This window comes from Labedella phragmitis, from assembly GCF_004078635.1.
Taxonomy (GTDB): Bacteria; Actinomycetota; Actinomycetes; order Actinomycetales; family Microbacteriaceae; genus Labedella; species Labedella phragmitis.
Map to the genome: position 1 here is coordinate 212,308 of NZ_RZNB01000004.1, position 26,752 is coordinate 239,059.

Sequence of the window (26,752 nt, forward strand, 5' to 3'; positions counted from 1 at the left end):
ATGGACAGAGCGGAACTCGTGGAACTGCTCACGCCAGAGGGTCTCACACTCCTCGACTCCGTGTCGTTCGAACGGCCGATGGACATCCTCACGACGGTGTCGCGACTGCGCGCCGAGGGCCACTCCCCCGCTCTCGTCGCCGCCGTCATCGGTCAGGCGCGCTTGCGCTCGAAGGCGCGCCGGAAGTTCGGACCGTTCGCCGACCGCATGCTCTTCACCCCCGCCGGACTCGAGCAGGCGACGCGCTTGCGCGTCGCCGCCCTCCACGCCGGTCGCTACGCGTCGGCGGGGCTGCACTCGGTCGTGGATCTGGGCTGCGGCATCGGTGGCGACGCACTCGCCCTCGCGAGCCTCGACCTCGCCGTCACCGGGGTCGAACGCGACGAGGTCACCGCGGCGATCGCGAGCTACAACCTCGCTCCGTTCCCTGGCTCCACCGTCGTGCGCTCGGAGGCGGCCGACATCGACGTGGCGGTCTTCGACGCCGTTTTCGCCGACCCCGCCCGGCGGACGGCCGGACACGTCGAAACCGCCCGTCTCACCGATCCCGACGACTACTCGCCGTCGTTGTCGTGGCTGTGGGGGCTCGCCGAGCGGATGCCCGTGGGCGTCAAGCTCGGGCCGGGTTTCGACCGCGCACGCATCCCCGCGGGGTCCGAGGCTCAGTGGGTGAGCGTCGACGGTGACGTCGTGGAGCTCGGCGTCTGGTCCGGCCCGCTCGCACGCCATGGCGTGCGTCGATCGGCTCTCGTCGTCTCCGACGACGGCACGAACGAGCTGTCGGCGTCCACCGACAGCGAGGACGAATCCGTCCGCACCCTGGGCGAGTACCTCTACGAACCGGACGGAGCCGTCATCCGAGCCCGCCTGATCGGGGACCTCGGGCGTCGCATCGGCGCCGGCATGGTGAGCGATCGCATCGCCTACCTGACGTCCGACGAGCGGGTCGCGACCCCGTTCGCGGCAGCGTTCCGCATCGTCGCGGATCTCCCGCTCGACGAGAAGACGGTGAAACGCGAGTTGCGGACCCGGAAGGTCGGGGTGCTCGAGGTGAAGAAGCGCGGGGCGGACATCGATCCGGCGGTCTTCCGGAAGCGCATGGCACTGTCGGGACCGAACTCCGCGACGGTCGTGCTCACGCGCGTCGCCGGTCGGCACCGCGCGCTGCTCGCCGAGCGCGTCTGAGGACGGCGTCCCACTCTCTCAGGTACTCGTGGGGATCGATCCGAGGATGGGTGCCATCATCGCGAGGAAGAAGAGCGGCGCGACGACCGAGAGCACCACGATGACCGAGAGCACCACGATGACGACGACGAGGCCCGCGTTGATGTAGGAGATGATGAGGCCGGCCTTCGCCGGGCCGGCCCCCTGCTCGCCCGACGTGCGGAGCTGCGAGAGCGCGATGTGCCCCGTCACGATGCCGACGATCGGCATGACGAACGCGGCGATGATCGTGACGATCGCGAGGGTGTCGGTCGGAGCGGCTGGCGGATACGCGGCGTAGCCGTTCGGCTGCTGATACGGCGGGTAGCCCGTCGCCTGCTGCCCATACCCCTGCTGCTACGCGAGGATGTGGACCAGGCTGTAGGCGAGCCAACCGACGGACGCCAGCCCGCTCACGGCGGCGAGCACGATCGACCACGTCGAGATCGTGCGTGAGGCACCCGGCTCCCGGCGATTCCGGAGGGCGAGCACCAGACCGATGATCGACAGGGGAAAGCCCCACCCGATCGCGAGGCCGATGAGCGCGCCGAGGATCGAGAGCACGAGGCCCGCGACGGCGGACCGGGTCGCCGATCGCCGGTGAGGCGTGAAGGGGACGGATCCCGCCACCGGCCAGGGCTGCCCGGCGGGCGGCGCCGCGAATTGCGGGCCGGCCGGGTGCCCGGCCGGCTGGCCCCCGGCTGGAGGCGGGGCGAATCCGGGGTTCGACGGCGCCGCGAAGGGCTGCGACGCGGGCTCCTGGTATCGGGGATCGGTCACGGGGTCCTCCTCGGGACGGACGAGCGAGCAGGGGACGAAGAACGAGCGGGGAACGAGCCGGGCGATGACGGGCGCTCAGCGGACGCTGGGCGGGCGAGCCGCCACGTCTCACGGTACCTGGATCAGGGTCACCGGGAGCGTGGAATCCGCCGCAGCGAGCTGCGACGACGGCGCGTGTCCCGCCCGGATGCGCTCCGCGGCGAGCACGGCGATCATCGCTCCGTTGTCGGTGCAGAGATCGAGCGGCGGGATGCGCAGGTCGACGCCCGCTTCGGCCGCGCGTTGCGCGGCGACGTCCCGGAGCCGCCGGTTGGCGACGACGCCGCCGCCGAGGAGCAGACGCGGGACGCCCGTGTCGCGGCACGCGGCGAGCGCCTTCGAGACGAGGACGTCGACGACGGCCTCGCGGAACGACGCCGCCACGTCGGCCACGGGAACCGGGTCGCCGTCCGCTTCGCGCTTCTCGACCCAGCGGGCGACGGCGGTCTTGAGACCGGAGAACGAGAAGTCGTAGCGGTGGCGGTCGAGATCCTTCGGTGCCGTGAGACCGCGGGGGAAACGGATCGCTGCAGGGTCCCCGGTCGCTGCCGCCCTGTCGATCTCGGGTCCGCCCGGGTACGGGAGCCCCAGCACCCTCGCCACCTTGTCGAACGCCTCCCCCGCCGCGTCGTCGATGGTCTCGCCGAGCAGTTCGACGTCGTCGACGAGGTCGCGCACGAGGAGGAGGGACGTGTGGCCGCCCGAGACCAGGAGGGCCACAGTGGGGTATTCGATGCGCCCGCTGTCGGGAGTGAGGAGATCGGCTCCGACGTGACCGACGAGATGGTTGACCGCGTAGAGCGGTTTGCCGAGCCCCACGGCCAGTGCCTTCGCCGCACCCACTCCCACCATGAGCGCGCCGGCGAGGCCGGGTCCGATCGTCACGGCGACGGCGTCGAGCTCATCGAGCTCGACACCCGCCTCCGCGACAGCGGCGTCGATGGTGGGGACGAGCGCCTCCAGGTGGGCGCGGGCTGCGACCTCGGGGACGACTCCCCCGTACCGGGCGTGCTCGTCCATCGACGAGGCGATGCGGTTGGACAGCAGCCGTCGGCCGCGCACGATACCGATGCCGGTCTCGTCGCAGCTCGTCTCGATCCCGAGGACGAGCGGCTCGCGGGTGGTCATGACGCTCCCACGGGGCCGACACCCGCATCGGCGGGCGGCTCGAACTCGAGTCGCATCACGATCGCGTCGACGTCGTCCGGCTGGTAGTAGTGCGGGCGCACGCCGATCGCGACGAACCCGAGGTCGGCGTAGAGGGCCCGCGCCGCGGGATTGTCCTCCCGGACCTCGAGAAACACCCGCTCGGCACCGGCGAGCCGTGCCGCGCCGATGAGTTCTGCCATGATGGCCCGCCCGAGCCCGGCTCGGCGGAACGAGGGCGCCACGGCGATCGTCTGGATATCCGCGTCCTCGGAACCGCTCGGCGCGAGGACACCGCCGTACCCGACGACGCCCTCCACGTCGTCGACGACGACGAGGTAGCTCGTGTGCGGACTCGCGAGTTCCGACGCCATCTGGGGCCGCGACCAGGCGTCGCTCACGAACGTGTCCTCCTCGAGGGCCAGGATCTCCTCGAGATCCTCGACCGCGGCCGGTCGCATCGACACCGTCACGGGGTCACCCGCTTCCGGGAGGAGAGCGTCACGTCCGGCGCCCTCAGGTAGACGGGCTCGTCGGCCTCGCCCGCGCGGCGACCGGCGAGGGTCAGCGCCGCGAGACGCGCGACGAACTCGGCAGGCACGTCCATCGCGTCGAGCCGCTCGGCGTCGAGGACCTCGAAGACGTCGCGCGGAGCGAGTTCGGGTCCGCCGATACGCACGGGCCCCGAGGGGTCGACACCCGAGTAGCGGGTCCAGGCCACCTCGCGCCGGCGGGCGTCCGTCACGACGACGAGTTCTCCCGCGATCGGGGACTCGAGGCGAGCCGCCGCGATCGCATCGTGGCTCAGGACGGGCACGACGGGAACACGACGGGCGACGCCGAACGCGCGAGCGGCGGCGATCCCGATGCGGAGCCCCGTGAAGGGGCCAGGACCCATCCCGCTCGCGACGGCGCTCACCTCGGCGGGGCCGACTCCGGCGTCCTCGAGGACACCGCCGATGAGGGCTCCGACGACCTCGGCGTGCGTCAAGTGCCCAGCTTCGGAGCGCGCCGACGCGAGACGTCCCGACGGATCGCAGAGCGCGACGGACGTCCCGATGGACGAGTCGATCGCGAGAATCACGCCTGCCAGCCTACCCGCGCGGAAGGGCGCGACCGGCGGTCACGACGACGACTCGCGGCTCGTCGGCGACATCGGCGTCGACGGCGTCAACGGAGTCGGAGCCGGCGGGCGCCACGGTCTCCGACTCCTGGTCGTCCGCTCCACCGGTGGGGCGCTCGATCTCGATGTCGATCCATTCGTCGGCGACCGTCGCCACGACGTCGCGCCCCCACTCGACCACGACGACCGAACGGTCCAGATCGAGGTCCAGGTCGTCGAACTCCCGCGGGTCGCCCAAGCGGTAGGCGTCGACGTGCACGAGCGGCGCACCGCCCACGAGGCTCGGATGAGTCCGCGCGATGACGAAGGTCGGCGACTGCACGGGCCCCCGCACCCCCAGCCCCTCTCCGATGCCGCGAGTGAGAGTCGTCTTGCCCGCACCGAGCGGTCCGGTGAGGACGACGAGGTCCCCGGCCGCCAAGCGCGAGCCCAGCTCCACACCGAGCGCATGCATGTCCTCGGCCGTCTCCACGACGTGCCGCGCGGCCTCGATCATTCGAACCCCACATAGGTCCGACGGACCCGTCGGCCGATCCTCGTGACGATGTCGTAGTCGATCGTGTCGGCGTGGGCTCCCCACTCCGAGGCGGACGGGACACCCGTCGCGGGGTCCCCGAACACCACGACCTCGTCACCGACCTCGACAGGCGACTCCCCGACATCGACCACGAACTGGTCCATCGCGATCCGGCCTGCCACACGGTGCCGGATCCCCCGGATGGAGACCTCTCCGAGCGAGGACGCCTGCCGGGGCACGCCGTCGGCGTAGCCGATCGGGACGAGCGCGAGGGTCGAGCGGTCGTGCGTCCTGTACCGGTAGCCGTAGGAGACGCCGGAGCCCGGGTCGACCGACTTCACGGCCGCGACGTGTGACACGAGTCGCATCGCGGGACGCAGCCCGAGCTCCGCGGCGCCGATCCCGGGCACGGGTGAGAAGCCGTACATCCCGATACCGAGCCGCACGGTGTCGAACCGCGACTCCGGAAGCGCGATCGAGGCGGCCGTCGCTGCTGCGTGCACCATGCGGGGAGCGAGCCCCCGCGACCGAACGAGATCGAGCGCCTCGTCGAAGGAACGGATGGCGTCGCGGTCGTCATCGTCCGACGTGTTGGAGAGGTGGGTGAAGCAACCGTCGAGGTCGATGGACCCGTCGCGGACCGCCGTCGCCGTGGCGTCGACGACGTCTCCCCAGGCCGAACGCGCGACGCCGTTGCGGCTCAGTCCCGTGTCGAACTTGAGGTGCACGAGCGCCGGTCGATCGGGCGACGCGGCGTCGACGACGCGTGCGAGTTCACGAGCGCTCGAGACGCCGATCCGCACGTCGGCCGCGAGAGCGGCGTGGAAATCCTCCTCAGGGTCGTGCAACCAGCTGAGGATGGGCGTCGTGATGCCCGCTTCGCGCAACTCGAGGGCTTCCGTCACGTCGGCGGTTCCGAGCATCTCGGCCCCGCCGCGCACGGCCGCGCGAGCCGCGGCGACAGCTCCATGACCGTATCCGTCGGCCTTCACGACGCCGATCACCCGTCGCCCACCGACGTGCTCGCGGAGCGCCCGCACGTTGGAGGAGATGGCGTCGAGATCGACGACGGCCTCTCGGAGCGCGCTCACGACTGCTCCCTCGACTCGGCCACGACGTAGGCGATGGCGATTCCGGCATCGTGCGTCATGGACAAGTGCAGGACGTCGATGCCGCGTTCCGCGACGACACGCGCCGTAGAGCCGGAGAGCGCGAACGTCGGCGCTCCGCCGTCCCCCGAGACGATCGCTATGTCGTTCCACACGAGTCCTTCAGCGGAACCGAGGGCCTTCATGAGGGCCTCCTTCGCCGCGAATCGCGCGGCGAGGGAACGAAGCGGCAACGGCCGTTCGCTCTCAGCGAACAGGCGATCGCGCAAACGCGGCGTGCGCCCCACCGCCCGTTCGAATCGAGCGAGGTCGACGACGTCCACCCCGATGCCGACGATCACGGAGACACCTGCGTCACGAGGACTACTCGACCGTGACGGACTTGGCGAGGTTGCGCGGCTGGTCGACGTCGAGACCCTTCGCCGTCGCGAGGGCCATCGCGAAGACCTGGAGCGGAACGACGCTCAGGAGCGGCTCGAACAGCGGTCCGGCGAGCGGGATGCGGATGACCTCGTCGGCGGACGGCAGTACGGCGACGTCGCCCTCCTCCGCGATCGCGATGATGCGGGCTCCGCGCGCACGGATCTCCTCGATGTTCGAGACGACCTTCGAGTGGATGGTCTGAGCGCCGCGCGGGCTCGGGACGACGACGAAGACGGGCTGGCCGGGCTCGATGAGCGCGATCGGTCCGTGCTTGAGCTCGCCGGCGGCGAAGCCCTCAGCGTGGATGTACGCGAGCTCCTTGAGCTTGAGGGCGCCCTCCATGGCGATCGGGAAGCCGACGTGGCGCCCGAGGAAGAGGACCGCCCGCGTGTCGGCCATCCAGTGGGCGAGCTGCTCGATGGTCTCGTTGTTCTCGAGGACCGTCGCGATCTTGTCGGGGATCGCCTGGAGCTCGGCCGCTTGCGCGGCGATCTCGTCGGTGGGGAGCGCACCGCGGACGCGGGCGACGTGCAGAGCCAACAGGTAGAGCGCGGTGATCTGGGCGACGAACGCCTTGGTGGACGCGACGGCGACCTCGGGACCCGCGTGCGTGTAGACGACCGCGTCGGACTCGCGAGGGATCGTCGCGCCTTGCGTGTTGCAGATCGAGACGGTGCGCGCACCGGACTCGCGTGCGAACTTCACGGCCATGAGCGTGTCCATGGTCTCGCCGGACTGGCTGATGGAGATGACGAGAGTCCGGGGCGTGATGACGGGTTCGCGGTACCGGAACTCGTGGCTCAGCTCGACGTCGACAGGGACCTTCGCCCACTTCTCGATCGCATACTTCCCGACGGCGCCGGCGTACGACGCCGTTCCGCAGGCGATCACGACGATGCGATCGATGTCGAGGAAGAGCTCGTCGAGCCCGTCGAGCTCCGGGATCGTCACGGTGCCGTGGTCGTCGACGCGCCCGAGGACGGTCTTCGCGACCGCTTCGGGCTCCTCGCTGATCTCCTTCGCCATGAAGCTCGACCAGCCGCCCTTCTCCGCGGCGGACGCGTCCCAGCTCACCTCGAAGGGCTCCGCTTCGACGGGGTTGCCGGCGAAGTCCGTGATCTCCACGTCCGACGGCGTGATGGCGACCATCTGGTCCTGGCCGATCGCAAGCGCGCGGCGGGTGTGCTCGACGAACGCCGCGACGTCGGAGCCGAGGAAGTTCTCCCCGTCGCCGAGACCGATCACGAGCGGCGAGTTGCGACGAGCGCCCACGACGAGTCCGGGCTCGGCCTGGTGTACGGCGAGGAGCGTGAAGGCACCCTCGAACCGACCCACGACGCGGCGGAACGCGGCACGGAGATCACCCGTCTCGCGGTACTCGCGGCCGAGGAGGACGGCGGCCACCTCGGTGTCGGTCTCGCTGCGGAAGGTCTCGCCCTGCTCGAGCAGCTCCGCTTTGATGGCCGCGAAGTTCTCGATGATGCCGTTGTGGATGAGGGCCAGACGGCCGTCGTCGCCGAGGTGCGGGTGGGCGTTCGCGTCGGTGGGTCCCCCGTGCGTCGCCCAGCGGGTGTGGCCGATGCCGGTGTGGCTCTCGGGCAGGTTGCCGGCCGCGAGGTCTCCGCTCAGGACGGCGAGCTTGCCGGCGCGCTTGCGCGTGTGCATCGTCCCGTCGCCATCGATGACCGCGACGCCGGCGGAGTCGTACCCCCGATATTCGAGACGCCCGAGACCGCCCATGAGGACATCGATGCTGTCGAGCGGACCGACGTATCCCACGATTCCACACATGCTCTCCACCCTACCCGCAGTAGATTCGGTTGCATGCCCGACGCGAGCGCCACCACCCACCCCCAGACGACACCCTTCGACGAGATCGACCGCGCCGACTGGGCTCGACTGGCACCGGGTGCCGTCTCCCCGCTCACGGACGCCGAGATCGTGCAGTTGCGGGGCATCGGGGACCGGCTCGACATGCGCGAGGTCGCCGAGGTCTACCTCCCCCTCAGTCGGCTCCTCAGCCTCTACGCGCGATCGGCGAAACGCCTCCACGACGAGCGGACTGCGTTCCTCGGCGAGGACAACGTCCGCACCCCGTTCGTGATCGGGGTCGCCGGCTCGGTCGCCGTCGGCAAGTCCACCGTGTCACGTCTCCTGCGCGAGCTCATGTCGCGGTGGCCGGACACCCCGCACGTCGAGCTCGTCACGACCGACGGCTTCCTGTACCCGAACGCCGAACTCGAACGCCGCGGCATCATGAGCCGTAAGGGGTTTCCGGAGTCGTACGACCGGCGGGCGCTCCTGCGCTTCGTGACCGAGGTCAAGAGCGGCGCCCCCGAGGTGCGCGCGCCGTTCTACTCGCACCTCGTCTACGACATCATGCCGACGGCGAGCGTCGTCGTCCGCCGACCGGACGTGCTCATCGTCGAAGGACTCAACGTCCTCCAACCCCCCGTACGTGGTCAGATGAGCGTCGCCGACCTCTTCGACTTCAGCATCTACGTCGACGCGCGCACCACCGATATCGCGACGTGGTTCGAGGAGCGCTTCATGGCGCTCAAGCGCGGCGCCTTCACGAACCCGAACTCGTATTTCCAGGTCTTCTCCGACCTCGACGACGAAGAGGCGCGTGAGCGCGCCCGCTACTTCTGGTCGACCGTCAACGAACCGAACCTCGTCGAGAACATCCGTCCCACCCGGGCCCGCGCGAAGCTCGTGCTCGTGAAGGACTCCGACCACACGGTACGGAAGGTCCTCCTGCGCAAGATCTGACGCGGGCCGCCTCGGGGGCCGATCGGATGTCAGCCGGCGAAGCGGCTGCGGAGGTCGACGAAGGTGAACCAACCGCGCTTGCCTGCGGCCATCCCCCAATACTGCCCGCGTTGACTGTGCACGATCTCGACCTTGGTTCCGCCCGGTATCGTCGCCACAGCGCCGCCCCCGGGGGTGCTTCGAACGACCGTCGATCTCGTCGTCTTCATCTGAGCCTTCGGATAGACCTTCGTCTTCGTGGAGGACGGCAGTTGGTTCAGATGGAGATAGGCCGTCTTGGTGATCGCGGCGATCGCCTCCTTCGATGCCCCGCCGGAACCCAGCACCGAGATCACGAAGGTGCTCTTCGCCCCGTAGACGATTCCTGCATCGGCTTGGACCATGCCGGAGCTGAGCCAGAGTTCCCCTACCTTCGACGCCGTGCTGATCCCCTCGGGGACGCCGGAGCCGATCCGCGTCTTCCAGATCTGCGTCTTCATGAGATCGATCAGGTACTTCGTGCTCCCGGGCGACAGGAGGGATCCGGTCTGGAGGCGCTGCAGCAGGAGCGCCAGGTCGTTCGCAGTCGTGGTCTTCGTCCAGCCTGACGAATTCGTCCCCGAGAAGAACTGCGTCGCGCCGTAGCCCTCGCGGGCGAGCTTGGTGTTGAGCTTCGAACGGCCGAGCAGCGCCAGGAGGTCACGTGCGCAGTAGTTGTCCGAGACCTCGATCATCGCTCGCAAACACTCCCGCACCGTGTATCCGGACGAGAGCTTCCGGCCGAGCGAGGTGATGCCGTTGTCCGAGTTGTCGAGCACGGCGTAGGCGATGTAGAGCTTGCTGACACTCGCCGGTTCCTTCTTCGAGTTGCCGTAGGCCGTCACCGAGCGCTGCGCACCGCCGATCTCGCGAATCGTCACCCCGTATTTCCAGCCGTACTCGTCGAGGCGGACCTTCAACTTGTCGAGGAGGGCCTTCTCATCCGCGACCCCCGGCCACACGGGAACGGTCTGCGCCGACACGACGGCACGCGTCGTGTATCCCGGTCGCGATCCGGTGAACAAGACGCTGATCTTGTGTCCGACGTGCGCTGGCGTCAGCGTGAACGTACGCGACGTCGCCCCGGGGATCTTCTTGCCGTCGAGAGCCCAGTGGTAGCTGAAGGTCGTCGGTGACGGGGTCCAGTAGCCCGCGTTCGCCTTGAGCGTGGCGCCCTCGCGCGGGTTTCCCGCTATCTGAGGCACGACCGTCTGGAATTCGGCTGTCGCACGCGGCTGAGGTGAATTACCGTCGGGCGACGGCGCCCCGTCGTCGGGCACAGGCGTCTCGTCCGGGACAGGCGTCTCGTCCGGGACAGGCGTCTCGTCCGGGACGGGCGTCTGGTCCGGGGCAGGCGTCTCGTCCGGGACGGGCGTCTCGTCGGGGATCGGCGTGACGTCCGGGGCGGGAGAGTCGTCCGGAGACGGAGACTCGCCCGGAGCAGCCGACGGAGGGGCAGCGGTCTCGTCTGGCGCGACGTGTGCGACTGCAGCGGCCGAGAGAGGCTCGGCGCTCGCCGTCCCGACCCCCTCGAGAGGAACGAAGGCTCCGACGAGGACGGCCGCAGCCGCCGCCGCGATGGTTGCTCTCAAACGACGACGTTCCACGTGACTCCCTCATCCGCCTCGACCGAGTCCGACGATACGACGGCGCACTCTAGAGGAATATACCCGGACGGCGTCCGCCGCTGTCACCCCCCGGCCACGCGCGATCATCGCCCGCGCGGTCGAGCAGCGCTCAGATGGCGAGTCGCGACCGCACGATGTCCGCGAGAGCGTGCGCGTGCCGGTCGGCCGTCTCCTGATCCGCGGCTTCGACCATGACGCGGACGAGGGGCTCCGTCCCGCTCGGGCGGAGGAGGACCCGGCCGGTACCCCCGAGTTCGGACTCGATGCGGCGGACGGCGTCGGCGAGCACCTCGTCGGAGTCGAGGGCCGAGCGGTCGACTCCGCTCACGTTGACGAGGATCTGCGGGTAGACCGTCATGACCGAGGCGAGATCCGCGAGCGAGCGCCCCGTACGCGCCATCTCGGCGAGGACGTGCAGACCTGTGAGGATACCGTCACCGGTGGTCGCGTAACGGCTCATGACGACGTGACCCGACTGTTCCCCACCGAGCGAGAAGCCGCCGTCGCTCATCGCGCCGAGGACGTAGCGGTCGCCCACACGCGTCTCGACCATCGAGATGCCGTTCTCGGCCATCGCGATCTTGAGCCCGAGATTGCTCATCACGGTGGCGACGAGTGTGTCGGAGGCGAGCACTCCCCGACGCTTCATCGAGACCGCGAGGATCGCCATGATCTGGTCGCCGTCGATGACCCGACCCGTCGCGTCGACGGCGAGGCACCGGTCGGCGTCGCCGTCGTGGGCGATGCCGACGTCCGCGCCGAGCTCGACGACCGTGCGTGCGAGGAGATCGAGGTGCGTCGAGCCGACACCGTCGTTGATGTTCATGCCGTCGGGCTCGTTGCCGATGACGGTGACCTGCGCGCCCGCGTCGCGGAAAGTCTCGGGCGAGACGCCAGACGCGGCGCCGTTCGCGCAATCGAGCACGACGTGGATGCCGTCGAGTCGCTGCTTCTCGAGGCTGCCGAGAAGATGGACGACGTAGCGGTCCTCGGCGTCGGCGAAGCGCCGGATCCGACCGACGTCTCCCCCGGTGGGCATGAGGATGTCACGCTCGAGGTAGGACTCGATCCGTTCCTCGACGACGTCGGGCAGCTTGGTGCCGCCGCGCGCGAAGATCTTGATGCCGTTGTCGGGGGCGGGGTTGTGCGAGGCCGAGATCATGACGCCGAAGTCGGCACCGATGTCCTGGATGAGGAACGCCGCGGCCGGCGTCGGCAGCACGCCGGCGTCGAGCACGTCGACCCCGGAGCTCGCGAGTCCCGCCGCGACGGCGGCCGACAGGAACTCACCGGAGATGCGCGGGTCGCGGGCGAGAACCGCGACGGGCCGCCTACCGGCGGCCCGTCGGGCTTCAGCACTGCGACCCTTGCCGAGGACGACGGCCGTGGCCTGAGCGAGACCCAGTGCCAGATCGGCGGTGAGGTCCTTGTTCGCGAGGCCGCGGACGCCGTCCGTACCGAACAGGCGTGCCACGAGTGGTGGTTCGCTCTCGCGCTTTAGCGCTTCGAGAACTGCGAGGCCTTACGGGCCTTCTTGAGACCCGCCTTCTTGCGCTCGATGACGCGAGCGTCACGCGTCAGGAAGCCGGCCGCCTTGAGCGTCGGACGGTTGTTCTCACGGTCGATCTCGTTGAGCGCACGGGCGATCGCGAGACGGAGGGCGCCGGCCTGGCCGGAGGGCCCACCACCGGAGATGCGCGCGATGACGTCGTAGCTGCCGAGGAGGTCGAGCACCTTGAACGGGTCGTTGATCAGCTGCTGGTGCAGCTTGTTCGGGAAGTACTCGGCGAGCTCACGGCCGTTGACGGTCGCAGTGCCCGAGCCGGGGATGATGCGCACGCGGGCGATGGCCTGCTTGCGACGACCGACCGCTGCGCCGGGGACGTTGAGAACGGGGCGGGGGGTCGCGGTGTTCTCGGTCGCGGGCGTCTCGGTCGAGAAGCTGTCGGGGGTCTGGTCGAGGGAATCGATGATCTGAGCCACGGTGTGGAATCCTTTGTCGTTTTCGGCGGCGCTTACTGCGCGACCTGGCCGAGGGTGTACGTCTTGGGCTGCTGTGCAGCGTGGGGGTGCTCGCTGCCGGTGTACACCTTGAGCTTGCGGAGCTGGGCGCGACCGATGGAGTTCTTCGGGAGCATGCCGCGGATCGCCTTCTCGACGGCGCGGACCGGGTTCTTCTCGAGGAGCTCGGCGTAGGTGACCGAGGAGAGACCGCCCGGGTAGCCGGAGTGGCGGTACGCCTTCTTCTGCAGAGCCTTCGAGCCCGTGAGGGCGACCTTGTCGGCGTTCACGATGATGACGAAGTCACCCGTGTCGACGTGGGGGGCGAAGATCGGCTTGTGCTTGCCGCGCAGGAGCGTGGCGGCGTGGCTCGCGAGACGGCCGAGGACGATGTCCTCCGCGTCGATGACGACCCAGTCGCGCTGGATCTCCGCGGGCTTGGGGGTGAATGTGCGCGTCACAGTAGTGCTGCTTTCTTATCGGAGTTGGTCGATCGTGAATCCCGCTCCGTTGGGAGTTCTCGATGAGAACGCCGCAGGTGGAGGGCTCAACTTCGAGTGGGCGCCTGAACGGGCGCACACCAAGGGTCAACGTTAGTCGATCCCGTCCTCGTCGGCAAGCTCACGCTCGAGCGTACGGCGCGCCCGCGTCAGCGCCGCCCGCGCCGCGAGCTGGTCGTCGGGCGGGTAGGCGACCTCGACGAAAGTGAGCCCGCGCGCCGGCATGACGCCGAAGCGGCCGATCCGCTCCGCGTCGTCGCGGAGCCGCACGACCTCGGCGACCGTCATCCGACCTCCCCCGACGGCGACGCACGCGCCGACGATGGAGCGCACCATGCTGTGGCAGAACGCGTCGGCGCGCACGCCGGCCTTCAGGACGCCGTCGCCGTCGCGATGCCAGTCGAAGTCGAGGAGCGTGCGGATCGTGGTCGCCCCCTCCCGGGGCTTGCAGTAGGCGCCGAAGTCATGAAGACCGAGGAGCGCCGCGGCCGCCTCCCTCATCGCTTCGAGGTCGAGCACCGCGGGGACCCAGGCGGTGAAGGCCCGCTCGAGCGGGTTCCGGCCCGTCACGTAGTCGGCCACGCGGTACTCGTAACGCCGCCAGAGGGCGCCGAACCGCGCATCGAAGCCCTCGGGAGCGACCGTCGCTCGTGAAACGACGACGTCGGAGTACGGGCCGAGGATCCCGTTGATGCGTCGCCCGAGCGCCGATCCCGGATCGGTCGATCCTCCCCGGTTGCGGGTGAGACGATGGGACCGGTCCGCGTCAAGGTCGAGATGCACGACCTGCCCGACGGCGTGGACGCCTGCGTCGGTGCGACCCGCGACGACGAGGTTCGACGCCGTGCCGAACCCGCCGAACGACTGGTCAATGGCCTCCTCGAGTACCCCTTGCACGGTGCGGAGGCCCGGTTGCCTCGACCACCCCGAGAAGGCCGAACCGTCGTACGAGACGTCGAGGCGGTACCGCGTCGACGCGGATTCCGATGCCGAGGAGGTCTCCGATGTCCCCGAGGTCACGCCGTCGGCCTCACCATTCGGCGACGAACGCGAGCGATCGCGTCGTGGGGACGAAGCCCATCCCGGCGTAGAGCGAGTTCGCTCCCGTCGGGCTCGCCGTGTCGACGTCGAGCACGGCGCGCTCGAGGCCGGCGCGCCCGTACGACGAGAGGAGCGCCGCTATGCAGGCGGGAGCAAGGCGACGGCGACGGCGATCGCGCACGACTCCGATGAGGGCGACGTAGCCGCTCGAGAACCCTTGGGCGGCCCAGTCCTCCTCGTTGACCGTCGAGAGGGCGAAGGCGACGACTCGCCGACCGCCGGCGTGATCGTCTTCGACAGCGACCCACGACAGGTCCTCGCGGAACGACTCTCCACCGACGAACTGCTCCCATCGCTCGGGGACGGTGGGCTGGCTGCCCCAGTGATCACGGAAGGCATCGTTTCGCGCGAGCCTCGTCGCCTCGGAGAGCTCCCGCGTGAAGGGCACGATCTCGATGCCGTCGCTCGACGGGAACTCCGGGATCGGTTCCGCGACGACGCGCTCCATGGACGTGAAGTACCGCTCGAGGCGCAGTCCTGACCGGGTCATGAGACGTGCTGCGGCGTCGTTGCCCTCCTCCTGGTACGCGACGGTCCAGCCCGGGAGGCTCGAGTGGGAGGAAGCGAGCTGCTGCGCCGACCGGGCGTACTGCCAGTCGAACAGCACCCGACCGATGCCCCTCCCCCGCCACTCCGGATGGACTCCGCCGAATGCGTACGACTGCACGCGCGTCTCCTGGCCGGGACCGAGAGCCGTGACGCCCCACGCGATCACCGTGCCATCGGCGTCGAGAGCGATCAGGCTGTCGCACTCCGGGTCGATGTGCGAGCTCTCGAAGTCCTCTGCGATGTCCTCGCGGGGCGTCGTCCAGGTGGGATGGTCGACCGCATCCATGAGCCGCTGCGTCGCATGGATGGCATCGATGTCGGCGGCAGTGGCCGGGCGCCACTCGTGCACGTCTTCGTGGTCGGGAACGGGCAGCGCGGTCGGCGCTACGACGCGCTCCGACAGGGGTCCGGCGGGGGGCATGCCTCGAGCCTAGAACACTCCGATCGATGCCGCCCGTCGTCCACGGAGGAGTTATCCACACACCGCTCCACGTAAACGTGAGCATCACTACGCTTTTCCCGGCCGGCCGTGTCCGGCACCGCTCGACGGCGCGCGGAACGTTCGCACATCGTCAGGTACCAGGGGGAACCACATGATCCGACACACGGCAGACGCGCGCGCCTTCGGCGCCGGGGACACGTCACACGCCTACACGTCCGAGCCGTCCCGGCTCCACCTCGAGACCTTCGTCCGCGACCTCGGCTATCCGGCCGAGCGCGTCGACGAGGTCATCTTCCACTTCCGCCGCGAACGCGGCGCCATGACGGTCGACGACGCGGCGGAGCACCTCGCCGAGTGGATGTCCGCCGTGGGTCGCGTGCACGTGGGCGACGAGCGGTCGCTCACCCCCGAGGATGCCACGGCATCCTTCGTCCTGAGCGGCGCGGCCATGTGGCACTCCGACACGCTCTTCGCGGACCCGAGCGCGCTTCCGCCGGCGCACCGTGCGGCGCTCTCCGCGGCCTCGACGACCGTCGTACCGCTCGAGAGCCCGTTGCCGATGCCCGCGCAGGACCTCGCCGGTCCCCGCTGGGGTCGTCGCCGCCGCACGGAGCCGAGCGTCCACCGAGTGAGCTGGATGTCATCGCGGTGAGCGGGCGTCACGCGACGGCGATCACGTTCGACCACGACGCGAGCCACGCCGGTGCCGCCCGCAGCTTCGTCTTCTGGTCGACCTCCGTGACGACGGCGGTCGGAACCCTCGGCGCCTGGTGGGCGCTCGACACGGGCGGCCTCAACCCCGCGGAAATCGTCCAGATCGCCCTCTTCGCCGTCTGCTTCGCCTGGATCGCCTTCGCGTTCTGGACGGCCCTTGTGGGCTTCCGCCGTCTCGTGACGCGGCGAGCGGTCTCGGGCTTGCGCGGCCCGAACGGGTCGGCCGACACCCAGGCGATCACGAGCCGGGTCGCCCTCGTGGTGCCGATGAGGAACGAGGACCCTCACGCCGTCTTCGCCAACATCCGCGCCATCGGCGAGTCGATCGGTCGCAGTCGTCACCCCGAGCTCATCGACTTCTTCATCTTGAGCGACACCGTCGACCCCGACATCCAAGTCGCCGAAGAGGTCGCCTGGACCGAGCTGCGCGGGCACCTCGCGTCGATCTGCCGGGTCTACTACCGACGCCGCACCGACAACAGCGGCAAGAAGGCCGGCAACCTCGCGGAGTTCTGCCGCCGGTGGGGCGCGAGCTACGAGTACTTCATCGTGCTCGACGCCGACAGCCTCATGGAGGCCGACACGATCATCACGATGACGCGCATCATGGAGCTGAACCCCGGCGTGGGCATCCTGCAGGCCCCGCCGACGTCGATCGGCGGTCGATCGCGCTTCGCCCGCCTCCAGCAGTTCGCCGGCTTCGCCTATGGCACCGTCGTCACGGCGGGCATGTCGGGCTGGCAGGGCGGCGACTCCAACTACTGGGGCCACAACGCGATCATCCGGACGAAGGCGTTCGCGCGCTACTGCGGACTGCCCGTCCTGAGCGGCACCGGCCCGTTCTCGGGCGAGATCCTCAGTCACGACTTCGTCGAGGCCGCTCTCATGCGACGAGCCGGCTACGAGGTCTGGATGCTTCCGGAGCTCGTGGGGAGCTTCGAGCGCCTGCCACCGACCCTCCTCGACTACGCTCAGCGAGACCGGCGGTGGGCGGCAGGCAACCTGCAGCACCTCCGACTCCTCGGCACCGCCGGGCTGCACCCCATGAGCAGGCTCCACCTCTTCATGGGCGCGTCGTCCTATCTCATGTCGCCGGTGTGGCTCCTGTTCATCCTGGCCGGCGTGACGTCGGCCTTGCTCGACTCCGCAGCCTCCGAAGGCCCGACCGTCGATCCGCTCGCGGCCGTCGTCGTGTTCGTCTCGTCCACGGTTCTCGTCTTCGCCCCGCGGTTCCTCGGCCTCGTCGCGGTCCTCCGCGATCGCGACGCCCGACGCGCCCTCGGCGGCGCCGGACTCGTGATCCTCAGCGGCATCTTCGAGATCGTCGTCTCCGCACTCATGGCGCCCATCACGATGGTCATGCAGACGCTCGCTCTCGTCGGCATCCTGAGCGGCGCGAAGGTGTCGTGGGGAACCCAGCGTCGCGACGGCGAGCGTCCGACGGCGCTCGACCTGCTACGCGTCCACACCCCGCACGCCGTACTCGGCCTCGCGCTGCTCGTCACAGCGGTCCTCATCCCCGGCTCGGCCCCGTGGCTCGCCGCGATGATCGTGTCGCTCCTCGCCGCTCCACTGCTGACGGCGTGGACGTCCGGGACCGACCCCGAGTCGTCCGTCATGAGCCGACTCATCCGCGTGCCCGACGAGGTCGCACCACCGCGCGTCGTCGTACGCGCCGACGAACTCGTCGCCGTCCGGCCGACTCCCGTCACGGACGGTCTCCGCCGGGTCCTCACCGACGGGCGCGCCCACTCGGTGCACCTCGCCGTTCTCGCCACCGCCAGTTCAGCGCCGCCGACAGTACCCGAGCGTATCGCCCGCCTCGTCGACGACGGCGCCTGGGCGAGCATCAGCGTCGAGGACCGTGCCGTCGCTCTCGCGTCGCCCGAGTTCCTCCGCGCCCATCGCCGGAGTGTCGTCCGTCCGGTCCGCACTGCGACCACCGTCCTGGCCCCCGTGCACGGCTGAAGAGGAACTTCGCCCGGCGGAGACGACACGCACGACGCCGGAGCCGACCGACGGCTCCGCTGTCGTTCTAAGGGGTGTTCGTTCTCGGTCACCGGATGTCACGCACGGCGCTATCCGAACGGGCCTGCCCTCCCGCTCATCCGCTGACGCCTACCCTCGTCCCCGCATATACCGCGACACATGAAAAAGGTCCCCCGGAGCATCGCTCCGGGGGACCTTCTTGTGCGGCTCGACTACTTCGAGTCAGACTCCGACGCGGCCTCCGCCGACTCCTCGGCCTCGGTCGCCTCGGGCGTCGTGGTCTCCTCGGAGACCACGGGCTCTTCGACCGTCTCGGTCTCCTCGACCTCGGCGGGCTCCGGCTCGGTTGTCGCGGCGGCGGGCGCCGCCGTCGTCTTCGACCGCTTGACCTTGGGCGTCACGGGCTCCAGGACGAGCTCGATGACGGCCATGGGGGCGTTGTCGCCCTTACGGAAGCCGACCTTCGTGATGCGGGTGTAGCCGCCCTCACGCTCGGCGACGAGCGGCGCGATCTGCGTGAACAGCTCGTGCACGACCGACTTGTCACCGATGGTGCCGAGGACACGACGACGAGCGTGCAGGTCCCCGCGCTTCGCGAAGGTGATGAGACGCTCGGCGACCGGACGCAGGCGCTTGGCCTTCGTCTCCGTCGTGGTGATGCGCTTGTGCGTGAACAGAGCAGCCGCGAGGTTCGCGAGCATGAGGCGCTCGTGGGCGGGACCGCCTCCGAGACGGGGACCCTTGGTTGGCGTAGGCATTGGTGTATTACTCCTGTGTCAGTGGGAAAGCCGGCGGGACCTAGTTGGTCTCTTCTTCGAAGCCCGAGTAGAAGTGGGCTCCATCGAAACCAGGGACCGAGTCCTTGAGGGAGAGGCCCATCTCGGTGAGCTTGTCGCGCACCTCGTCCACCGACTTCTGACCGAAGTTGCGGATGTTCATGAGCTGGTTCTCAGACAGCGCCACGAGCTCGGACACCGTGTTGATGCCCTCGCGCTTGAGGCAGTTGTACGAGCGGACCGAGAGGTCGAGGTCTTCGATCGGGATCGAGAGCTCGCTCGAGAGCACGGCGTCGACCGGCGCGGGGCCGATCTCGATGCCCTCGGCAGCGGTGTTGAGCTCGCGGGCGAGACCGAACAGCTCCACGAGCGTCTTGCCGGCCGAAGCGATGGCGTCGCGCGGCGTGATGGCCTGCTTCGTCTCGACGTCGACGACCAGACGGTCGAAGTCGGTTCGCTCACCGGCACGCGTCGCCTCGACACGGTAGGTGACCTTGAGCACGGGCGAGTAGATCGAGTCGATCGGGATCTGACCGGCCTCGGAGAACTCGTTGCGGTTCTGCGTCGCCGAGACGTAACCGCGGCCGCGCTCGATCGTGAGCTCGAGCTCGAACTTCGCCTTGTCGTTGAGCGTCGCGATGACGAGATCCGGGTTGTGGATCTCAACACCGGCGGGTGCCGAGATGTCGGCGGCCGTCACGGCTCCGTCACCCGTCTTCCGCAGGTAGGCCGTGATGGGCTCGTCGTGCTCGCTCGAGACGACGAGTCCCTTGATGTTCAGGATGATCTCGGTGACGTCTTCCTTCACACCGGGGATCGTGCTGAACTCGTGGAGGACGCCGTCGATCCGGATGCTCGTGACCGCTGCGCCGGGAATCGACGAGAGCAGGGTCCGGCGGAGGGAGTTGCCGAGCGTGTATCCGAAGCCGGGCTCGAGCGGCTCGATGATGAACCGGCTACGGAACTCGGAGATGTTCTCCTCGGAGAGCGTAGGGCGCTGTGCGATGAGCACTGTTGATTCCTTTCGGCCAAGCGTCCGCTATATGACGCTTGCGTTGGTGAGGTATTGAGTTGTCTTCGGCCGTGCAGCGGGCCCGCCGAGCGATCGGCGGGCCCGCGACGGGGTGGAATCAGACGCGGCGGCGCTTGGGCGGGCGGCACCCGTTGTGCGCCTGAGGCGTGACGTCGTTGATCGAACCGACCTCGAGGCCGGCCGACTGCAGCGAACGGATCGCGGTCTCGCGACCCGATCCCGGTCCCTTGACGAAGACGTCGACCTTCTTCATGCCGTTCTCCTGCGCCTTGCGGGCGGCCGACTCGGCCGCGAGGCCGGCGGCGAACGGGGTCGACTTGCGCGAACCCTTGAATCCGACGTCTCCACCCGAGGCCCAGGCGATGACCGCGCCGGACGGGTCGGTGATCGAGACGATCGTGTTGTTGAACGTCGACTTGATGTGGGCCTGGCCCACGGCGATGTTCTTCTTTTCCTTCTTGCGCGGCTTACGAGCTGCCGTCTTCGGTGTTGCCATGTCTACTCCCTGGAATCCTGGTGGCGGGCGCTGGTTAGCGCGCCTTCTTCTTGCCGGCGACGGTGCGCTTCGGGCCCTTACGGGTACGAGCGTTCGTCTTGGTGCGCTGACCGTGCACGGGGAGGCCACGGCGGTGGCGGATGCCCTGGTACGAACCGATCTCGACCTTGCGGCGGATGTCGGCCTGCACCTCGCGGCGCAGGTCACCCTCGACCTTGTAGTTGCCCTCGATGTAATCGCGGAGGGCGACCAACTGGTCGTCGGTGAGGTCCTTCACGCGGATGTCTCCGCTGATTCCGGTGTCGGCGAGGGTCTTGAGTGCCCTCGTGCGTCCGACTCCGTAGATGTACGTCAGTGCGACTTCCACGCGCTTGTCGCGGGGAATGTCTACGCCGGCGAGACGTGCCATTGTGGCTCTCCTAGGAGTGTTGTGGAGGTGTGGGGCGATTCCGGTGCCAGGGCCTCCGACCCTGGGTGTCCCCCGCTCCCCGGCCTGCTGGCCGCGGAGCGGGATCTGGAACCGCTGTTTCAGGTGTTCAGTTGTGAGTGTGCGTGGTCCGTGCGGAGCCGACGGCCGCGCAGCACCGGGGCTCAGCCCTGGCGCTGCTTGTGACGCGGGTTCTCGCAGATGACCATGACGCGTCCGTTGCGACGGATGACCTTGCACTTGTCGCAGATGCGCTTGACGCTGGGGTTGACCTTCATCGTGTTTCCTCGTTCTCGCTGTCCTCGTACCGGGAGAAGTCCCGGCCGTTACTTACAGCGCGGACTTACTTGTAGCGATAGACGATTCGACCACGGGTGAGGTCGTAGGGCGTGAGCTCCACGATCACGCGGTCCTCCGGAAGGATGCGGATGTAGTGCTGCCGCATCTTCCCCGAGATGTGGGCGAGGACCTTGTGGCCGTTCGTCAGCTCGACGCGGAACATCGCGTTGGGCAGCGCTTCGACCACCGAGCCTTCGATCTCGATGACACCGTCTTTCTTGGCCATAGCCTCACTGTCGTTACTGTCGCTGGGGGTAGGTCCGCACTGGTCGTGCGGGTGATGGTCGGCGCCTGGCCCGTCGTCGCCTGACGCGCCGAACGATGGCACAAGGCACCAAAGGGATATCTTATGCTATTCCGCGCCGTTCCGCCACTCGGTGGCCGGGTCCACGACGACCCGGCTCCCCGAAATGGATGCTGACGGCCCGGCCCCCTCGTTGTCGAGGGAACCGGGCCGTGTCCACGGGGCGAAGGCTCGTGTCGCGCTCAGCGCGACGCCACGACCTCCACGAGGTGCGGCGTGAGCGGGTGCTCGGGCGGCAACCCGGTCACGCGTTCGACGAACGCCGCCGGAGCGAGGTCGGCGAGCAGCTGCTGGAGCTCGACGCTCTCGGGGTCCTCCGGCGCGTCGAAGCGGAGGGCGACGCCGATGGCCTCGACGAGGTCGTCGGTGAGCATCCCCCGCTCGGCGAGCTGGGAGGCCGGCCCAATGAAGCGCTCGTCCCGCGAGAGCTTCCGCAGCGGCTGGCGCCCGACTCGCACGACGGTGTCGGGGAGGGCGTCGTTCGCGAACCGCGCGAGGATCTTCTCGCGATAGGCGTCCTGCTCCGCCGGGTCGAGCTCGTGCTTGGCCACGAGGAGCGCCGACGTCTCGCGGAGGACCCGCTCGACGAGATCGCGCACCTCGGGGTCGGCGAACGCCTCGGCGATCCGCTGATGACCCGCGGCGAAGCCCGCATAGGCAGCCGTCGCGTGACCCGTGTTCACCGTGAAGAGCTTGCGCTCGATGTACGGGCCGAGCGCATCGACGAACGTCGCACCGGGGATGACCGGAGTGGCTCCCCCGAACGGCGTCGACTCGATGACCCACTCGCAGAAGGTCTCGACGGTGACGTCGATCCCCGCTGCCGGATCCTGCCCCGGGACGATGCGGTCGACGGCCGTGTTGGCGAAGACCGCCCGCTCGTCCACCGTCACGGCCGAGTCGCCGGCCGACGATCGGATCTCGGCGGCGAGGGTGTCGGTCGCCGAGATCGCGTTCTCGCACGCCATGACCGCGAGGCGGGGGGAACCGCTCGAGCGAGCGAGCAGTCCCTTCGCGATGACGGGCGCGACGAAGCGCAGGACGTTCGGTCCCACCGCGGTCGTGACGACATCCGCCGTCGCGATCTCCTCGATCAGCGCGGCCTCGTCGGCCGCGCTGTTGACCGCACGGAATCCCGTCACGGTCTTGGTGCGGCCGCCGGCTCCCACTTCGTGGACGTCGTAGGAGTCGGCGGCCGTGATCGCATCGATGAGGTCAGCGTTCACATCGGCGAAGACGACCTCGTAGCCGGCCTCGTGGAGGAGGAGCCCGATGAAACCGCGTCCGATGTTGCCGGCGCCGAAGTGAACGGCCTTCATTCTGCGTTGACCTCCTCGAGGAGCGCGTACAGCGTGTCAGCGTCCGTCGCGTTCACGAGCTTCGCGACCTCGTCCTCGTCGGAGAAGATGATCGCGATCTTCGACAGGATGCCGAGGTGTTCGTCCCCGACGCCGGCGATGCCGACCACGAAGCGCACCTCCTCCCCGTCCCAGTCGATCGGTGCGGGGTAGCGGACGAACGAGAGCGCCGACGTCTTGATGGCGTCCTTCGACTCGTTCGTGCCGTGCGGGATGGCGAGCAGGTTGCCCATGTAGGTGGACACGCTCTTCTCCCGCTCGAGCATCGCGTCGACATAGCTCGGGTCGACGGCACCGGAGGAGACGAGCAGTGCGCCTGCCTCACGGATGGCGTCGTCTTTCGTGGTGGCGGAGCCCTCCGCCACCACGTTGGCACGGGTCAGGATGTCGTCGCTCACTGTGCGGAACCTCCCTGGTGCTGGACCTGGTCGACGACCTCGTCGTACTTCGGCGAGTTCATGAAGTTGTCGACCGAGACGTGCTGCGAGTTCGGCGACTTCTGGCGCGCGCGGTCCGTGAGGTCCTTGTGTGTGATCACGAGGTCGGCGTCACCGGTGAGGTTCGCGATGGCCTGGTTGGTCACCGTGACGCCCTCGACGCCTGCCTTCTTGAGCTTGTTGCGGAGGACCGATGCGCCCATGGCGCTCGATCCCATGCCCGCGTCGCACGCGAAGACGATGTTGTGCACGGCCGTGGCGGTCGCCACCGTTGCACCCGCGGCGGGAGCCGTCGCGGCGACCGGGTTGGCAGCCAGTCCTCCGAGAACACTCGACTCCTTGCCCTTGTTCGCCTGAGTCTTCGCGACGGCGGCGGACAGGTCGCCGCCCTCGCCCGACGCGAGATCGCGCTTCCGCGACGCACGCAGGATGACCGACGCGATGAGGAACGACACCGCAGCCGACAGGATGACCGACAGGATCACGCCGATGAAGCTGTTGCGCTCCGTGGCGGCCAGGACCGCGAAGATCGATCCGGGCGACGCCACGCCCACGAGTCCGGAGCCGAAGGCGACGTTCGTCGCGACCCCCGTGGCACCTCCGGCGATGACGGCGAGCAGCAGGATGGGCTTGCTGAGGACGTAAGGGAAGTAGATCTCGTGGATACCACCGAGGAATTGGATCACGATCGCGCCCGGGGCGGTGGCACGGGCAGCGCCGATGCCGAAGAAGGTGAACGCAAGGAGCAGACCGAGACCCGGACCGGGGTTCGCCTCGAGGAGGAAGAGGATCGACTTGCCGCTCTCCGCGACCTGGTCCGCCGCGAGAGGCGTCAGCACGCCGTGGTTGATGGCGTTGTTCAGGAACAGGACCTTGGCGGGCTCGATGAAGATGCTCGCGAGAGGCAGCAGACCCGCGCCGAGGAGCCACTGCACGGCGTTGCCGAGAACCTGGCTGACGAACGAGAGAACCGGAGCAAGTCCGAAGAAGCCGAGCATCGCGAGCGCGAAACCGAGAATTCCGGCGGAGAAGTTGTTGACGAGCATCTCGAAGCCGGGGCGGATCTTGCCGTCCCAGATCTTGTCGACCTGCTTGATGAGCCACCCGCCGAGGGGGCCGCAGATCATCGCGCCGAGGATCATGGTCGTGTCGGCGCCGGCGATGACACCCATCGTCATGATCGCGCCGACGACGCCACCGCGAGTGTCGTAGACCATCTTGCCGCCGGTGTAGGCGATGAGGAGCGGGAGGAGGTATGTGAGCATCGGACCGACGATGCCCGGGTACTCGGTCCCGTTGGCGTCGGGGAATCCACCGAGCTGCGGCACGGGGGTCCACCCTGTCTGGATGAAGAAGGCGGTGATGATGCCCCAGGCGATGAATGCCGCGATGTTCGGCATCACCATGCCGGAGAGGAACGTGCCGAAGCGCTGGACGGCGACGCGAGCGCCGGCCGGCTTCGACGTGGTGGACGTCGTTGTCATGAGTGGGTCTCCTTGGGGGACTCGACCGCGGCGGTGACCGCGGCCCGGGCTTCGGCCGCGCCCGAGGCGGCCAGGGCGGTTTCGGCGAAGCGGCGAGCCTCGTCGAGGGTGTAGCGGGACAGTGATGCGCGCACGTCCGCGAGAGCGGACGGTGACATCGACAGGGTGGTGGCTCCGAGGCCGACGAGGACGACGGCGAGGAGCGGATCCGCCGCGGCCTCGCCGCAGATCCCGACGGGCTTGCCGGCGCGGGCGCCGGCGGCCCCGACCTCTCCGACGAGGCGGAGGACGGCGGGGTGCCAGGGATCCTGGAACGACGCGACCGACCCGAGCAGTCGGTCGGCGGCGAGCGTGTACTGCGTCAGGTCGTTGGTGCCGATCGAGGCGAAGTCCGCCTCGGCCATGACCCTGTCGGCGAGCAGGGCGATCGAGGGGACCTCGACCATCACGCCCACCGTCTTGAGTCCGAGCTCCTTGGCGAGCGAGACGAAGTAGGTGGTCTCCTCGACCGTCGAGACCATGGGCGCCATGACCCACAGGTCGGCGGACGTGACCTTGTCGGCCTCGGCGAGCGCCGTGAGCTGCTCGCGCAGGATGTCCTCGCTCACGCGGAGAGCGCGGAGACCGCGCAACCCGAGTGCCGGGTTCTCCTCGTGGGCGTCGTTGAGGAACTCGAGGGGCTTGTCGGCGCCGGCGTCGAGCAGTCGCACGACGACCTTCTTACCGGGGAACGCCTCGAGCAGCTCGACGTAGTGGGCACGCTGCTCGTCGATCGTCGGGGCACTGCCGCCGGCGTCGAGGAAGAGGAACTCGGTGCGGAAGAGTCCGACTCCCTCGGCGCCCTGATCCGCGGCGGCCTGAGCGGCCTTCGAGGATCCGAGGTTCGCGAGGAGAGGGATGGCCGTACCGTCTGCGAGGGCCCCGGGAGTCGCGGGTGCGTCGACGAGAGCGGCGCGGTCGGCGATGCGGGCGCGCGCCGCGGCGATCTCGTCGTCGCTCGGCTCTGAGACGACCGATCCGGCGGCGGCGTCGACCACGACGGTCTCGCCGTCCGCCAGAGACAGCGCGTCGAGCACACCGACCACGGCGACGATCGACTTCTCGCGAGCGAGGATCGCCGTGTGCGACGTGGGTCCGCCGTCACTCGTGACGAGAGCGAGCACCTTGTCGAGATCGAGGAGCGCCGTGTCCGCCGGTGCGAGGTCGCGGGCGACCAGGACGAACGGCTCGTCGAGCTCCGGCACGCCGGGCGCCGGGACCCCGAGGAGATCGGCGATCACGCGCTGGGCGACGTCGTCGAGGTCCGCTGCCCGCTCTCCGAGGTAGCCGCCCATCGCCGCGAGTTGGTCGCGGAAGGCCGCGAAGGCCTCGGAGACGGCCCGCTCGGCGGTCTTGCCCTGACCGAGCAGTTCGTCGATCGAGTCGGAGAGGGTCGGGTCCTCCGCCATCATCGCTTGCGCCTCGAGGACGTCGCGAGCGGTGCCCCCTGCCTTGGCGCCGCGGTCCTCGAGCGCCCGGGCGACGCGCCCGAGGGACTCGACCGCCCGAGCCTTCTCGGCGTCGACGCCGATCGTGCTCCGGACGTCTGCCGGCGTCGCGAGCGGCTCGGGCATCCGGGCGACGGGACCCACCGCCACCGCCTGTCCGATTCCGGTTCCGGTCATGCGCATGAGCGGGCTCCTCTTCCCTCGGATGGTGCGACGAGTGTCATCGTGCGCTCACGCCTGGTCGTGGTCGGTGACGAGCAGCTCGGTGAGCTCGTCGAGCGTCGCGTCGGCGCCGTCTCCCTCCGAGGAGAGCGTGACGTAGTCGCCGAACTCGACACCGAGGGAGATGACTCCGAGGATGCTCGCGGCGTTGACGGCCTTGCCGTCGCCCTTGGCGATCGTGACGGGGTTGGGCGCCGCAGCGGCCGCCTGCGTGAACAGCTTGGCCGGTCGGGCGTGCAGTCCGTGCGACGATCCGATGCGAACGGTGCGTGTAACCATGGGTCACTCCTCAGCCGCCGCCTGATGTCTGCTCCGACGTCGTCCGTCGGCGCGGT

Annotated in this window: 30 protein-coding genes; 4 read left to right on the forward strand and 26 right to left on the reverse strand. The window is 69.1% G+C overall.

Going from position 1 to position 26,752, the window contains the following annotated elements:
- Positions 1-1,185 (forward strand): THUMP-like domain-containing protein, encoded by a 1,185-nt coding sequence (locus ELQ90_RS11430; RefSeq protein WP_128495410.1) that lies wholly within the window; start codon positions 1-3, stop codon positions 1,183-1,185.
- A gap of 18 nt (positions 1,186-1,203) precedes the next feature.
- Here the strand turns inward: ELQ90_RS11430 and ELQ90_RS11435 are convergent, their stop codons facing one another.
- From ELQ90_RS11435 to glmS, 9 genes are all read right to left on the reverse strand, one after another.
- A complete protein-coding gene (locus tag ELQ90_RS11435; protein WP_279432136.1) occupies positions 1,204-1,461 on the reverse strand; it encodes a DUF4190 domain-containing protein in 258 nt (85 codons plus the stop codon).
- Positions 1,462-1,560: 99 nt separating this feature from the next.
- A complete protein-coding gene (locus tag ELQ90_RS11440) occupies positions 1,561-1,983 on the reverse strand; it encodes an ABC transporter permease family protein (RefSeq protein ID WP_128495412.1) in 423 nt (140 codons plus the stop codon).
- A gap of 108 nt (positions 1,984-2,091) precedes the next feature.
- A complete protein-coding gene (gene tsaD, locus ELQ90_RS11445; RefSeq protein ID WP_128495413.1) occupies positions 2,092-3,150 on the reverse strand; it encodes a tRNA (adenosine(37)-N6)-threonylcarbamoyltransferase complex transferase subunit TsaD in 1,059 nt (352 codons plus the stop codon).
- A complete protein-coding gene (gene rimI / locus ELQ90_RS11450; protein ID WP_341810322.1) occupies positions 3,147-3,641 on the reverse strand; it encodes a ribosomal protein S18-alanine N-acetyltransferase in 495 nt (164 codons plus the stop codon). The genes tsaD and rimI overlap by 4 nt, the downstream gene beginning before the upstream one ends.
- Complete coding sequence (tsaB, locus tag ELQ90_RS11455) at positions 3,638-4,252, reverse strand: tRNA (adenosine(37)-N6)-threonylcarbamoyltransferase complex dimerization subunit type 1 TsaB (RefSeq protein ID WP_128495414.1); 615 nt, start codon at positions 4,250-4,252, stop codon at positions 3,638-3,640. Before tsaB ends, rimI begins: the two co-directional genes overlap by 4 nt.
- 10 nt (positions 4,253-4,262) lie before the next feature.
- Complete coding sequence (tsaE, locus tag ELQ90_RS11460) at positions 4,263-4,787, reverse strand: tRNA (adenosine(37)-N6)-threonylcarbamoyltransferase complex ATPase subunit type 1 TsaE (RefSeq protein WP_128495415.1); 525 nt, start codon at positions 4,785-4,787, stop codon at positions 4,263-4,265.
- The gene (gene alr / locus ELQ90_RS11465) at positions 4,784-5,899 is read right to left on the reverse strand and encodes an alanine racemase (protein ID WP_128495416.1); all 1,116 of its coding nucleotides are present in this window, start codon (positions 5,897-5,899) and stop codon (positions 4,784-4,786) included. The genes tsaE and alr overlap by 4 nt, the downstream gene beginning before the upstream one ends.
- Positions 5,896-6,258, reverse strand: coding sequence for a holo-ACP synthase (locus tag ELQ90_RS11470; protein WP_128495417.1), 363 nt, complete (start codon positions 6,256-6,258; stop codon positions 5,896-5,898). The genes alr and ELQ90_RS11470 overlap by 4 nt, the downstream gene beginning before the upstream one ends.
- 22 nt (positions 6,259-6,280) lie before the next feature.
- The gene (gene glmS, locus ELQ90_RS11475) at positions 6,281-8,131 is read right to left on the reverse strand and encodes a glutamine--fructose-6-phosphate transaminase (isomerizing) (RefSeq protein ID WP_128495418.1); all 1,851 of its coding nucleotides are present in this window, start codon (positions 8,129-8,131) and stop codon (positions 6,281-6,283) included.
- Between the two features lie 33 nt (positions 8,132-8,164).
- Here glmS and coaA point away from each other — a divergent pair, with 33 nt between their 5' ends.
- Complete coding sequence (gene coaA, locus ELQ90_RS11480; protein ID WP_128495419.1) at positions 8,165-9,112, forward strand: type I pantothenate kinase; 948 nt, start codon at positions 8,165-8,167, stop codon at positions 9,110-9,112.
- Between the two features lie 29 nt (positions 9,113-9,141).
- Here coaA and ELQ90_RS17115 read toward each other — a convergent pair whose 3' ends face one another.
- From ELQ90_RS17115 to ELQ90_RS11510, 6 genes are all read right to left on the reverse strand, one after another.
- A complete protein-coding gene (locus ELQ90_RS17115; protein WP_128495420.1) occupies positions 9,142-10,722 on the reverse strand; it encodes a serine hydrolase in 1,581 nt (526 codons plus the stop codon).
- Between the two features lie 145 nt (positions 10,723-10,867).
- Positions 10,868-12,232 carry a phosphoglucosamine mutase gene (gene glmM / locus ELQ90_RS11490; protein ID WP_128495421.1) on the reverse strand — a complete coding sequence of 455 codons (1,365 nt, stop codon included), beginning with the start codon at positions 12,230-12,232 and terminating at the stop codon, positions 10,868-10,870.
- Positions 12,233-12,255: 23 nt separating this feature from the next.
- Complete coding sequence (rpsI, locus tag ELQ90_RS11495) at positions 12,256-12,741, reverse strand: 30S ribosomal protein S9 (protein ID WP_128495422.1); 486 nt, start codon at positions 12,739-12,741, stop codon at positions 12,256-12,258.
- A gap of 32 nt (positions 12,742-12,773) precedes the next feature.
- Positions 12,774-13,220, reverse strand: a complete 447-nt coding sequence (gene rplM / locus ELQ90_RS11500; protein ID WP_128495423.1) for a 50S ribosomal protein L13 — start codon at positions 13,218-13,220, stop codon at positions 12,774-12,776.
- 132 nt (positions 13,221-13,352) lie between these two features.
- Positions 13,353-14,279, reverse strand: coding sequence for a tRNA pseudouridine synthase A (locus tag ELQ90_RS11505; RefSeq protein ID WP_128495424.1), 927 nt, complete (start codon positions 14,277-14,279; stop codon positions 13,353-13,355).
- A gap of 10 nt (positions 14,280-14,289) precedes the next feature.
- The gene (locus ELQ90_RS11510) at positions 14,290-15,330 is read right to left on the reverse strand and encodes a GNAT family N-acetyltransferase (RefSeq protein WP_128495425.1); all 1,041 of its coding nucleotides are present in this window, start codon (positions 15,328-15,330) and stop codon (positions 14,290-14,292) included.
- Positions 15,331-15,502: 172 nt separating this feature from the next.
- On the opposite strand from ELQ90_RS11510, the gene ELQ90_RS16635 reads away from it, so the two are divergent.
- The gene (locus ELQ90_RS16635; RefSeq protein ID WP_166409005.1) at positions 15,503-16,003 is read left to right on the forward strand and encodes a hypothetical protein; all 501 of its coding nucleotides are present in this window, start codon (positions 15,503-15,505) and stop codon (positions 16,001-16,003) included.
- On the forward strand, positions 16,000-18,033 hold the full coding sequence (mdoH, locus tag ELQ90_RS11515) for a glucans biosynthesis glucosyltransferase MdoH (RefSeq protein ID WP_166409007.1): 2,034 nt from the start codon (positions 16,000-16,002) through the stop codon (positions 18,031-18,033). Before ELQ90_RS16635 ends, mdoH begins: the two co-directional genes overlap by 4 nt.
- A gap of 233 nt (positions 18,034-18,266) precedes the next feature.
- Here the strand turns inward: mdoH and rplQ are convergent, their stop codons facing one another.
- The 11 genes from rplQ to ELQ90_RS11570 all read right to left on the reverse strand — a co-directional run bounded on the left by rplQ (position 18,267) and on the right by ELQ90_RS11570 (position 26,696).
- On the reverse strand, positions 18,267-18,812 hold the full coding sequence (gene rplQ, locus ELQ90_RS11520) for a 50S ribosomal protein L17 (RefSeq protein ID WP_128495427.1): 546 nt from the start codon (positions 18,810-18,812) through the stop codon (positions 18,267-18,269).
- 40 nt (positions 18,813-18,852) lie between these two features.
- Positions 18,853-19,842 (reverse strand): DNA-directed RNA polymerase subunit alpha, encoded by a 990-nt coding sequence (locus ELQ90_RS11525; protein ID WP_128495428.1) that lies wholly within the window; start codon positions 19,840-19,842, stop codon positions 18,853-18,855.
- 118 nt (positions 19,843-19,960) lie between these two features.
- Positions 19,961-20,359 (reverse strand): 30S ribosomal protein S11, encoded by a 399-nt coding sequence (gene rpsK, locus ELQ90_RS11530; protein WP_128495429.1) that lies wholly within the window; start codon positions 20,357-20,359, stop codon positions 19,961-19,963.
- A gap of 34 nt (positions 20,360-20,393) precedes the next feature.
- Positions 20,394-20,768 carry a 30S ribosomal protein S13 gene (gene rpsM / locus ELQ90_RS11535; protein WP_128495430.1) on the reverse strand — a complete coding sequence of 125 codons (375 nt, stop codon included), beginning with the start codon at positions 20,766-20,768 and terminating at the stop codon, positions 20,394-20,396.
- Between the two features lie 182 nt (positions 20,769-20,950).
- Positions 20,951-21,064: a 50S ribosomal protein L36 gene (rpmJ, locus tag ELQ90_RS11540; RefSeq protein ID WP_018191946.1), complete on the reverse strand. Its 114-nt coding sequence runs from the start codon at positions 21,062-21,064 to the stop codon at positions 20,951-20,953.
- A gap of 65 nt (positions 21,065-21,129) precedes the next feature.
- Positions 21,130-21,351, reverse strand: a complete 222-nt coding sequence (infA, locus tag ELQ90_RS11545) for a translation initiation factor IF-1 (protein ID WP_106561966.1) — start codon at positions 21,349-21,351, stop codon at positions 21,130-21,132.
- A gap of 260 nt (positions 21,352-21,611) precedes the next feature.
- Positions 21,612-22,748, reverse strand: a complete 1,137-nt coding sequence (locus ELQ90_RS11550) for a mannitol-1-phosphate 5-dehydrogenase (RefSeq protein ID WP_128495431.1) — start codon at positions 22,746-22,748, stop codon at positions 21,612-21,614.
- Entirely contained in the window at positions 22,745-23,185 is a 441-nt protein-coding gene (locus ELQ90_RS11555) for a PTS mannitol transporter subunit IIA (RefSeq protein WP_128495432.1), read from the reverse strand. Before ELQ90_RS11555 ends, ELQ90_RS11550 begins: the two co-directional genes overlap by 4 nt.
- Complete coding sequence (locus ELQ90_RS11560; RefSeq protein WP_128495433.1) at positions 23,182-24,708, reverse strand: PTS mannitol transporter subunit IIBC; 1,527 nt, start codon at positions 24,706-24,708, stop codon at positions 23,182-23,184. The genes ELQ90_RS11555 and ELQ90_RS11560 overlap by 4 nt, the downstream gene beginning before the upstream one ends.
- Positions 24,705-26,372, reverse strand: a complete 1,668-nt coding sequence (gene ptsP / locus ELQ90_RS11565; protein ID WP_424980814.1) for a phosphoenolpyruvate--protein phosphotransferase — start codon at positions 26,370-26,372, stop codon at positions 24,705-24,707. The genes ELQ90_RS11560 and ptsP overlap by 4 nt, the downstream gene beginning before the upstream one ends.
- 54 nt (positions 26,373-26,426) lie before the next feature.
- A complete protein-coding gene (locus ELQ90_RS11570; RefSeq protein ID WP_128495435.1) occupies positions 26,427-26,696 on the reverse strand; it encodes an HPr family phosphocarrier protein in 270 nt (89 codons plus the stop codon).
- Between the last annotated feature and the right edge of the window lie 56 nt (positions 26,697-26,752).